Raw genomic sequence first — 9,615 nt, 5'->3', positions numbered from 1 at the left:
GAACAGGTTGTAATCGAGGTTTTCGCCAGCGGTTCCCGACGGCGGAATCGTCGGATCGGAAACCACCACGTCGGTAATCTGCGGCCCCTGGATGTCGATTTCGATCGTGATGGTCTGACCCGGCATAAAGCCAGGTTGGTTCGGTCCGGGCGCGACATTGCCGGCCAAATCTTCCGCCGTGACCACCAGGGAGATGGGGCCGCCCGTGGGCAGGAAAAACGGATTGTTGCTAGCGTCCACCGCGCTAATCAGGTTCACCGCCGAGGTCAGCGTCCATTGGCCATTGGGGAAGGCGTTGGTGCCGTCCACAGGAATGGCGACCGTCTCGCCCAGGAGCACATAACCTTGCGGGAACGGCAATCCGAAATTCGGATTGGCCGGATTCGTGATTTGGGCATACACCCGGACGACGGAATTCGCCTCGGCCAAACCATCGAACGTGGGCGTGGTGCTGGACGTGACTAGGTCGATCAACGTCGGCGGCTCCGTCAGCACCCCCGTGTCCGTGACCAATCCCATAAAGCCCGGCCCACCAAACTGCACCGGCGGCGCCACCGTGTCCACCGTGATTTGCAACGAGGTGCTGCGGGGACCAAAGCCGCTCTTGGTCGTGGAGATAGCTCCTGGAGTGGAGGGATCGATCATTTGCACTTCGGCGGTGATGTTGTGCAATCCGTCGGCCAAGATGGCGCCAGGTGCAAGCGTGAGAGCGTAAAGGTGCGGAACACCCGGCACGGGCTGCGCAAAGCCTAGGAATGTTGGATCGTTGGGATCGACCGTATGCCCCACGCCTGCTGGTGGTCCACCGTTGCCGCCATCGAACAAAGCCACACGGAAGCCGCCGGTCAATCCAGCCACGGAAACGTTGAGCGACGGATTAAACGGAATTGCAACCGCTCCAACACCAGTGATACCGCCGGGGGTTTGATTGCCTGGCACGTCAAATAGCAAGTTCGAATCATCCACGCGCACGTAAATGGTCGGATTATTTACCTTCGTGACGTTGTCGAATTGCGAACGGCCTGTATCATTCGGCGCCGCGTTCGCGGGCAAATCGCCGGTATCGGGCGTGCCGGCTGGCGCACCAGGCTCGCCATTGGGCACGCTGCGCGACAGCTCGATTTCGGAAGGCACCGGAGCAGGTGTGTTCACGACCGTAATATCGTAACCGTTGACCACTTGACCGGCCGTGGCCAAGTTCGCGATTGCCGTTCCGGTTGGGTCGTAACCCACGACGCGGAAGTAATACGATTGACCGGCTACGACGGGAACGCGGACATCAGCATTACCCAGCGGGCCGACCAACCCAAATACGGGACTCGTGGGGCCGACGGTGTTGCCGCTGGAATCGATGCCGGTTGTCACGGTGCCGTCGGCAATCTTGTTGCCGTTAGCATCATACGCTTGGACATCCAACGTACCGCCGGCTGGGAATAGCGCGGCGCTGAACAAGCGGAAGTAAACTTGGAAATCCAATGTGCCGCTGCTTTGGGCCACGACACGGTAATAATCTTGATCTGCCGGCGCAAAACGGTGTTCCAAAACATTGGGGAAAATCGCTTCGTGCGGGGCGTTGATGGTGGCGCCTGAGCCAAGGAAGGCGGCGGTTTGCAGCGTGTCGTCTTGCTCGTATTGATCGGGGCCCAAAATCAATAAATTCGTGCCCACAATCAGCGGTGCAATGTTGCCGACGTTGTGATACGTGATATCGGGCAGCGCTTGCAGCACGGTATCTACGGGGCGGTAGATGCGCACGACGCCGGCATTCGGGTCGAGCGAATGGTTCACCACCACAAAGTTTGCGGCTGGCCCGGTTGATGCCAGAGGAGTCGACGTTCCCGTAAACACCGGATTGGCTCCGGCGCCCAAGGCAAAATTCCCCACGACCAATTCGTCAACATTGGGGGCCGCGCCCCCTTCAATATCAATCAGCAAATTGATTGGCACGCTGACCGGCGTGCCAGCAACGGTGGTCGTCGCTCCGCCGCCGGTCCCCTTCGCTGCGGCCGGCGCTGGCACCACATAGAACGTGTCGGTGCCCAGCTTGCCGTTGACTTGCAGTTGTTCGATCGTGGTGGCAAGATGAACCGGCTGCAGATCGGTCCCTGCGGCGTTTTCGACCCATACGTTTCTGTTGGGCGAGTCGACCAGAATGAAATCGCTATTGTTCGTGCCGTTGACAATCACCTGGTCGCCATCGCCATTGGTGGCGTTGCCCACCAGCGTGAAGCCGCCGGCCTGCGGTGTGCCCGTAAAGTTAAACGTGGTGTTTACGCCCGCATCGGTAAACGTACCGGCGGCGGCGCCTGTCGGCGTGTAAGTGAACAGGTTTGGGCTGGAGTAGCCATTCGCCGTCAGTGCGTTGCCGTTGGTGCTGAGATTAGCCACTTCGACACCGATGAGCGTAACAGTGCTGCCATAGCCGGTAATCGTGGTATTGGTTGGCGGACTTGCAGCGCTGTCGGCGATGTTTACCCCTACCGCGCCGGTAGCGCCGGACAAATTCACAATATCGCTGGCCGAAGGATCACCGCCATCAACTGTGACCGGGAACGGCGGCGCGCCGTTGAGAGCGAAGGTATCGTCGCCAGCCAGCCCTTCGAGTATCAGATTGCTAATCCCACCTGTGTTCACCGGGATTTGCAAGTTGAGGGTAACCACGCCCGTATTACTCACGTTGAAATGATCGCTGGTCGCCGTGCCGTTGTAAATGAGCGTATCGGCCCTACTGCCATTATCGTCAGCAAATGCAATGGAACCCCCCGCGGCGCCCAACTGCACGAAAGTCAAAGGTGGCTCGCTAAATGGTTCCTGGAAATTGGTCGTGGTGACGATGGTGCCAGAGTCGACGGCGGACCCCGGCGTTAGCGTGTCTTGGTCGAAACCCGCGAAGGTCGTCACGGTCAAATGATCGTTCAACTGCTGACCATTGATGGTTACGTTTTCGATCGTCCTGTCAAAAATTACAGGAACCGTTTGTGCACCTGTGATGTTTCCGAGTGTGAACTCGCCCGGCACATGGTATGCAATGGCGGTGCTTGCCGTCTCCGCATTCACAATCAGGGTGTCACTGGCCGTGGGATCGTTGCCGCTGACGGTAATGTCTGTCAAACCGGTCGGCGTGGTCGGATCGTTGAGATTGATTTCGTCGCTGCCCGCCAGACCGTTGATTATCAAGTGCGCCTTGTTGGAGAATTCGTAAGATTCTTGATTATCAATCGTCACCAATCCAGTCGTGTTGGCGCCGAAGATTCCGCCGCCCGGTCCTTGGGTGTAATTGATGGCGTTCGCGGCCGGCGTGCCATTGACTGTCACGGTTGTTGCCGGAACGTTGTCCAGCACCGGCGCCAGACTCTGGAAGAACACGGATTGCGTGCCTCCCGGGCCGACAATGATGTCGCTGCCTTCTCCCGGATTAGGCCCAACAGTGTACGTGTCACTGGTCTGTGCCGTGCCGCCGGTCTGGGTCAATTGCAACGTATTGAAACCGCCGCCGCCGTTAAAGAAGATGCCGTTGGTGCTGCCCGCGGGCGTGGCGAAAAGTCCGGCGGTGCTATCAACGTCCACGGTATCTTTGCCTGTGCCGCCGTTAATGAACACCTTTTGCAACCCGGAAGCCCCGCTCCCATCCAGATCGACATTGTCGCCGCCGGAACCGGTATCGACGTCGACTTCGGAAATATTCTGGGCATTGATCGGCGAACCGTCCACGGTGATCGACGGATCGGAATTCACGACAATGGTATTGCTCGGCCCGTTGGGGGCTTTGACCGTGACGGTATCGTACCCTGTGCTGGTCGTGTGATTGAACGTTACAGGGCCGGCAAAAAAACTTGTAAACTGGTAATCCACGGTCAGCGAATCGTCGCTGGTATTGTTATCGGTGATAGTCGTCCCCGAGTAAGCGGCGGCTGGAGCGGTTTCGACCACCGCGCCATTGTCCAACAATTCGATGTTGGCGCCGTTCTTGCGCAAGATCAGTTGGTGCGGACCGGCCGTGGTGGGGACGGTGTAGTTGATGCCGGTTCCAGCCAGATCGGGCACCAGGATATTTGCCCTCGGCGAGCCTAAGCCAGTCACCAAGTCGTAGCCGGTGCCCGCTGCGGCTCCATTGTTGCCGGAAGTGACATCGTGGAAGTCGATTGACGGGAGGTTATAAAGCAATTTCTGCACCGAGTTGGCGCTGGTTGCAATGGAAGTGAGAAGACTGCTTCCCGCTAGCGCAAGTCCTTGATCGACGATGGCGATGAGTCCAGCCCAGCAAGGCGCCGAGAGGCTAGTGCCCCAGGTATTAAAGGTATCGCCGGGATTGAAAGCTCCTGGGGTTCCTGCTCCGTCGGAGTCGTACGTGAAAACAGGCGTCGGTTCTCCGCCCACGAATGACACATCGGGAGTTTCGCGCTTGCCGCTGCTTTGCACGCCATTTTGGTAAGCAGGTTCGCTTTCCACCGTGCTTATGCCGCCACCGCTCCCTCCATTGTTATTACCAACGGCAGTTCCACCGCTGGATGGCGCCAGGTTCGAGAATCCGGCTAGCGTGTAGGTAAACTGATTGGTTCCCGTCGAGGCGACAACGGTGAACGTGCCGTCGTAGTTGCTGTTAGCGACGCCGGCGATCGTGACAGTTTGCCCGGCATTAAAGTTTGTGGGAGTCGATGCCGAAGTGGTGATCGTGACGGTGTTACCCACCTCGGTGGCGCTGGCAATGGTTGGGTTGCTCCAGCCGGTTTCACTGTTATATGTGTTATCGGGGTTTACTAATAAATTGGTGCCGCCGACCGCTAGCACGTCGGGGGAAAATGCCGGATATCCGCCCGGTTCTCCGTTATCGCCGGTGCTGGCGACAAACGTAATCCCCGCGTGTTGAAAGATGGTGTCGTTCTGCGGATCCGGACCGGATACCTCCTGTCCGTATTCGCCCCCACCAAAACTCATTGACACAACCGAGACGCCCAAGCCCACTGCCCTGCTGACGCCTTGACTGACATCGGAACTGCCAAGCGAGTTGATCTCGATGAGAATAATATTTGCGCCCGGCGCAATGGAATGGGCCCATTCCACATCTAAGGTAGTTTCGCCTGTATCGACGGGGTTGTTAATAGTGCCACCCGTTGAACTAGCCAGGCCGGTTTTGGCGTTGTCCGTATACGTGAATTGCGTTGGACTCACGACGTGAATGTTGTTGAACGAACCATCGTACTGGCCGTCTTCCGCAATTACTACAGATCCGTTTTCGGAAAGCCCGTGGTTGCTCGAGGTATTGATGGTAACCGTGTTGCCGGATTCCGACGACGATGCAATTCCAATGTAGGAGGGACGCGCTCCACTTTCACCCACGACTTTGAAACTAGTTGGGTCTGCGACACCTTCGTGCACGTCGAACTGGTGCAAGTCACTATTATTGAAACTGGCACTTCCCGTATCCACTAACGCGGCATCGTCGCCTTCATCGAGGATAGCAATGGTTTGACCAGTACCGTCTCCCTTGATGCCGGAAAACGTAATTTGATCAATTCCATACGCATGGTTGACTTGAGTGGGCGTCAACGACAACATCCAGCGCTTTTCAAGCGGTTCGAACGATCGGAAGATAGATTTTCCAGCCCGTGAGTCACGAAATCGTTTAGCGCGATGATTTTTGTTTTGACTTGCAAAATGGCGACTCGATTGGCGACGCATCGATGCAATCTCCTGGTGCGAATTCAAGAATGTTGCGGGCGCAGATGAGACGAAGATCACCAAATGCCGGCGGGCCTGCTAATTCGGCGAGCCGCTAACATATCCGCGATTTTCCGCAAAGTCAACGATCTTGACGCAGTTTTTCCAGTTTATCCAATCACCCCCATTAGACAATTAAAGGAAAGGTGGGAAAACCGAGCCATTGGCCCGCTTCCCACACGCGAAGCGATCGTCGCCAACCTTCAACGGGTTCAGATTTTCTAAGTCGAAGCAGGCACGTGGTTTGCGAGGCGAAGAGAACCGCCAAAAGATATTAAAAACCAAGCGGCCATGCGCTTCAACGTAACGGAGTGAGCATCCGCACAGGCGCAAAAAAAACCAGGTTGGCGTCGCGAAACGCCAACCTGGCTGTAACGTTTTCGAAGAATTGCCTTTGCTTAGAAGCGAACTTCGGCCCGCGCGCTCAAGCCGGTGAAGGCAATCGTTTGGCCCACGCGGGTGAACGAACCACCCTGCACTGCCTGAATGAACTCGGCGGTGTCGACCGCGTTAAACCAGTAGGACGATATGTAGCCGACGCTGAATCGGCAACAATCGTGGCAGCTGGTCCACTGCAAGCCGCACTCGGTTTCGAGGATGGGGAGAACGCGGCCGTCATCCCAATGCGAGGTGGCCTCGAAAGTAGTGGTCAGCAGGTTGAACTGCGAATAGCGGCTGTCGAAATCGCCGAACAGCACGCTTAAATTGCCGCGGCCATACACAGAAAAGCGCGAGCCACCCAACCGCCACTGGCCGTTCAAGCCGGTCCGCATGCCGACGCCATCGAAGCCAATGTTCGTCGTCGTGAGCCGTGAACCGGTGGCGCCGGAGGATTCAGCATCTTGCTGGAAATCTTGCGACAAGTGGGCATATCGCACGCCCAGCACGAAGTCCAATTGTGCGCAATCGCCGCCACAAACCACCGTGGTGTAATCAATATCGGCAGTCTGGAAACTAATGTCATAGGTGGCAAACAACGAGCTGAAGGTTTCGGCGGCAGCCACCGTGGTTGGAATGAGAACCAACGAAGCAGCCGTGCCGCCAATTCCCGGCGGAGCTAGCAACAAATCGCTCGTGCTGGTGTCGTAGCGTGTGTAAGTTACCGTGAGTTCCGAGCAGGGCGAGCAAGCCCAATCGGCGCCCACGCGGTAGCCCGAGCTAAAATCCGGCTGCGCTGTTCCTACATCGCCGGCAGGAGCCGTGCCCAATCCGCCGACGCCGTTCTGCTGAATGCCATGTGCCATGTCGACGCCGAAAGCGCGCAAATACAAATACTCGCCGAACACACCGGTGCGATGTTCAAACATGTTTGCGCAGCAATTGCAGCAGGTTTGCTCGCAAGCGGCTGAGCATTCAGCGCCCTTGTCGGACGAATCGCAGGTGGCCGCAACCGGTATTACGGCGCCGACCGGAATCACGGCGCCACTGGAGATCGCCGGCGCCGGGGTGATAGGTGCGGTTCCAACCGTCAGTAAAGCTGCGCCGGTTGTGCCGGTTTGCGACGCGTCTTGAACGAGCGCGGTATAGCCGGTATTGGTGGCATAATTGCCCGAAGCGGTTGGGTCTTGCAGCGCTACCGACGGCATGCTCGGATGTCGTTCCGAGTACACCGGAGCGCTGACTGGCCAGTTTTGTTCGTCGGCTTTGGTCAATGCCGGGGCCGCCAATGAGCCCAACAGCATGGTGCCCCCCAGAACGATTCGCAAAGATTTCATGTCATTTCTCTTACAAACGGGTTTCTGTGTACAGGACGGAAAAACGCTACAACCCTCAATTGGCGTATCGACAGGAATAATCGGTCACTCGATTACAAAAATGCTGATCGTAAATGTCGACCCAAATTAACATTCTCCTTGCGGAGATTATCTGGCCGCGAGGGCGGAGCCGGCTCAGTAGCGCGTTAGACCGCGGCGCTGATAGCACACTGGTTGGCTCGGTGCAGATGACGCCATTGTCCAACTTGAAAAGGACGAGAGTGGTAACTTTTGATATTCAGTCACCACGTTAGTCCGGAAGCCAGAAAGCATGACGGTCGTCGAGAAGCGGCAGCAGGTTTTGAGTGCTGCGCGCGTCCTGGGAATTGACGATTTCGTCACCATTCAATTCCAGCAGCGCGTCGATTGAGTCGGGCGAAAGATTGCCGGAATGGTTGTTGCTTCCCGATGTGCTCACGGCGCAGTCGATCATGCAGGGCAAACTGGTCAGGATTGGCACTAAGAAAGACGATATCGAACCAGAATCCAGTGCGGGCCGCCCGTCGAAAACTGTGCGACTGCTGGTGGCCGCCGTCGACGCAGATGAAAGTGTGACCGCGGGTAAGACCCTTTGCAGGGCGGGCAGCAGCGAAGGCAGATCGCTCCCCAAAGAATCTGGATGGTTATCCTCGGTTGCAATTTTGATTCCGTTCATGCTGGAATCGCTGTTCGGTTCGGCGCCGGCTACGCCGGGTGCATTGCCTAGTGCGGCAGCAGCGATTGTGCTTGTCGGCATTTGCTCAATCGGATCTGAATTGGTTGCATCTGCAACTGTCAACGGTGCGGCCATGGCCATTGCACTGGAATTCGGTGGACTAGAACTTTCTTCTGTCGGCGGGCTGGAAGCGGCTCCCTCCGAGCTCGTGCTGCCGCCGCCGGCGAGGAGCACGTTAATGAGCGCCTGCAGGTCGATATTGTTGACGTGCCCATCGCTGTTGATGTCGGCAATGGTCAACAGATCCTGCGCCGAGAGACTGTGGCCGCTTTGATAGCCGTTCAAATTGACCAGCGCGCTCATCAGCGTCACCAGATCGGCAGCATCGCGGTGGCCGTCGAGATTGAGGTCTCCCTTCAAATAGGAAACCGTGACCGCCGCCGTGCCGCTGACTGCTCCGCTGGTGGCGCGAACCGTGGCCGAACCCACCGGCGACAAGAGGGCCGTATACACTCCGCTGGTCATGTTGATGTTGCCCACCGAGCCGGGATCGACACTCCAAGTAAACCCCGGCTGCACCGCCATGAGATTACCGAATTGATCGAGCGCCGTGGCCGAGAACGTCTGGCTTTGCCCGCTGATCAAATTGCTCGTGCCGGGGGACACGCTGACGTTGGTTAGCGTTTGGCTCACGGTCACATTCACGCTGCTGGTGATGGAAACGCCGGCGGCATCGGTGGCGGTGACTTGGAATGTGTAGCTTCCGGCCACGTTGAACGTGACCGTGGTGTTTTGCGCCGCCTGGGTGCCGTTGATGGAAAAAATCGGATTGGCGCCGGCCGGCTTGCTGGTGGCGGCCCAGGTGTATGTAATTCCAGCCCCGGAACCGTTTTCACTGGCCACGGCATTCAGCGCGGCACTGATTCCGGTCACAGGCGAAGGGCTGGCATTGGCCGCGGTGGTGAACTGTAATACGGAAACGTTTTGGAACGTGCTGGTGTTTAACGCTGCGGTATTGTGGGAAGTGACGGCCAGGCCCACATCCACTGTCGGGCTCATGGTGGCGGTCATTGAAGTGAGCAGCGTCCAGGTCACACCATCGGGCGAAGTGTAGGCGGTGAATAGATTTCCGCTGCGCGTTAAGCGAATCCAATAGGGCGCGGTAAGATTCGAGAGCGTCGTGGGCTGAATGATGTTGGCGGAGCCGCCGTCGGTGGTGCGCCCCTCCAGCTTGATGGGGTTGCCGCTGGCCGAGAGCGTGAGAAACGGATCGATGCCGTTGGCCGCCGTCGAATCGCGGAACATGATGCCCGCCTTGGCAGCAGAATTCGTGTTCGTAATCGAGGTGACTTCGGCCGTAATGCTGGCATCGCCGGTCACGGTTTTGTACAGATACTGGAACTGGTCCGACGTGCCCGAAATATCGTTCCCGCCGCCGGCCACCGTGTACACACCGCTCGTCGTGTTGAAATTGGAACTCCCAGCCGG

Annotated in this window: 3 protein-coding genes; all 3 read right to left on the bottom strand. The window is 57.6% G+C overall.

Annotated features, from left to right (window positions below):
- A partial coding sequence (locus VFE46_07015) for a hypothetical protein (GenBank protein HZZ27744.1) occupies positions 1-5,679 on the bottom strand: 5,679 nt, incomplete at its 3' end.
- A gap of 437 nt (positions 5,680-6,116) precedes the next feature.
- Positions 6,117-7,433 carry an Lpg1974 family pore-forming outer membrane protein gene (locus VFE46_07010; protein ID HZZ27743.1) on the bottom strand — a complete coding sequence of 439 codons (1,317 nt, stop codon included), beginning with the start codon at positions 7,431-7,433 and terminating at the stop codon, positions 6,117-6,119.
- 289 nt (positions 7,434-7,722) lie between these two features.
- The coding region (locus tag VFE46_07005; protein HZZ27742.1) for a dockerin type I domain-containing protein at positions 7,723-9,615 on the bottom strand (1,893 nt) is incomplete at its 5' end.

The sequence above is a fragment of the Pirellulales bacterium genome, assembly GCA_035656635.1.
Taxonomy (GTDB): Bacteria; Planctomycetota; Planctomycetia; order Pirellulales; family JADZDJ01; genus DATJYL01.
This window is presented reverse-complemented; position numbering and strand designations above follow the sequence as displayed.

Excerpts from the sequence above, each read along its gene's own strand:
- VFE46_07010 (HZZ27743.1), bottom strand. The coding sequence starts at position 7,433 with ATGAAATCTTTGCGAATCGTTCTGGGGGGCACCATGCTGTTGGGCTCA.